At 76.0% G+C, this 1,201-nt stretch carries 1 protein-coding gene and 1 pseudogene; one reads left to right on the forward strand and one right to left on the reverse strand.

Annotation, left to right across the window (positions count from 1 at the left end):
• A pseudogene (locus HUW36_RS33205) lies at positions 1-309 on the reverse strand (DUF4153 domain-containing protein); the annotation flags it as partial.
• Between the two features lie 163 nt (positions 310-472).
• On the opposite strand from HUW36_RS33205, the gene HUW36_RS33210 reads away from it, so the two are divergent.
• The coding region (locus HUW36_RS33210) for a lytic polysaccharide monooxygenase auxiliary activity family 9 protein (RefSeq protein ID WP_174531625.1) at positions 473-1,201 on the forward strand (729 nt) is incomplete at its 3' end.

A 1,201-nucleotide genomic window follows, 5' to 3' on the forward strand; every position in this document is an offset into this window, starting at 1 on the left:
GACCGTGCGAGCGGTCGCGCCCTCGACGGTCGGTGGACCGGCCTGGACGGGCACACCGGTCGCCGGCTGACCGGTCGCCGGGACCAGCGGCACGAACAACGCGTATCCCTGGGTGCCGGCGGGCACGGTGACCGGGATCGCCCAGGCGGGCTGCCCCTCCGCGCCGGGCCACGGCACCGGCGGCGGGGCGCCCTCCATCGTGGGCAGCACCAGCAGATAGGGCTGGGGTGCGGGCGGGACGTCGCCCGCGGGTGACCCCTCCGCCGGGGCGGCGCGGGGCGGCTCGGGGGACTGTGCCGGCTCGGGCAAGGCTCGCTCCTTGATCACAGGGTGTCGTCACTGTAGGGCCCACCCCCGTCGTGCCGCCGCCCCGATTGTCCGTTCGGGCAGCCGACCCTGACCGGTCAGGGTGTCGACGCGGATCGAACCTTTGCCGCCTCCCGCCCGTACCAGTGCGCGGGAGGTCGATCACATGCACACACGTCGCGCGCTCGCCGCGCTCGCCGCCGTCGCCGCGACGCTGCTGTCCACCGCCGCGCCGGCGAGCGCTCACGGGGCGCCGACCAGCCCGATGAGCCGGGCGGCGGCCTGCGGCCCGGAAGGCGGCCGGGCACAGACACCGGCCTGCCGCGCCGCGATCGCCGCCGGCGCGGCGGTACGCGAGTGGGACAACATCCGGGTGGCCCGGATCGACGGGCGGGACCGGGAACGCATCCCGGACGGGGAACTGTGCAGCGGCGGGCTCTCCGCGTACCGAGGGCTGGACCTGCCCCGGACCGACTGGCCGGCCACCACGCTCACGCCCGGGGCCCGGCACACGTTCCGCTACCGCACCACCATCCCGCACGAGGGCACGTTCCGGTTCTACGTGACCACCCGCTCGTACGCCCCGGACCGGCGGTTGACCTGGGCGGACGTGGAGGAGAAGCCGTTCCTGGAGGTCACCGACCCGCCGATCCGGGCCGGCGCGTACGAGATGCCGGGACGACTGCCGACCGGGCGCACCGGCCGGCACGTCATCTACGTGATCTGGCAGAACTCCAGCACCCAGGACACCTACTACTCCTGCTCCGACGTGATCTTCCGGGCCGCCGGGAGCGGCTCCGGGAGCAGGAGCAGGCCGTCGGCGAGCGCGGCGGCCCCGCGTACCCGCGCCGTGCCGGCGACCGGCGACGAGCCGGCGGCGGGGGTGCCGGTGGCG

It is taken from the genome of Micromonospora maritima (assembly GCF_902825405.1).
Lineage (GTDB): Bacteria > Actinomycetota > Actinomycetes > Mycobacteriales > Micromonosporaceae > Micromonospora > Micromonospora maritima.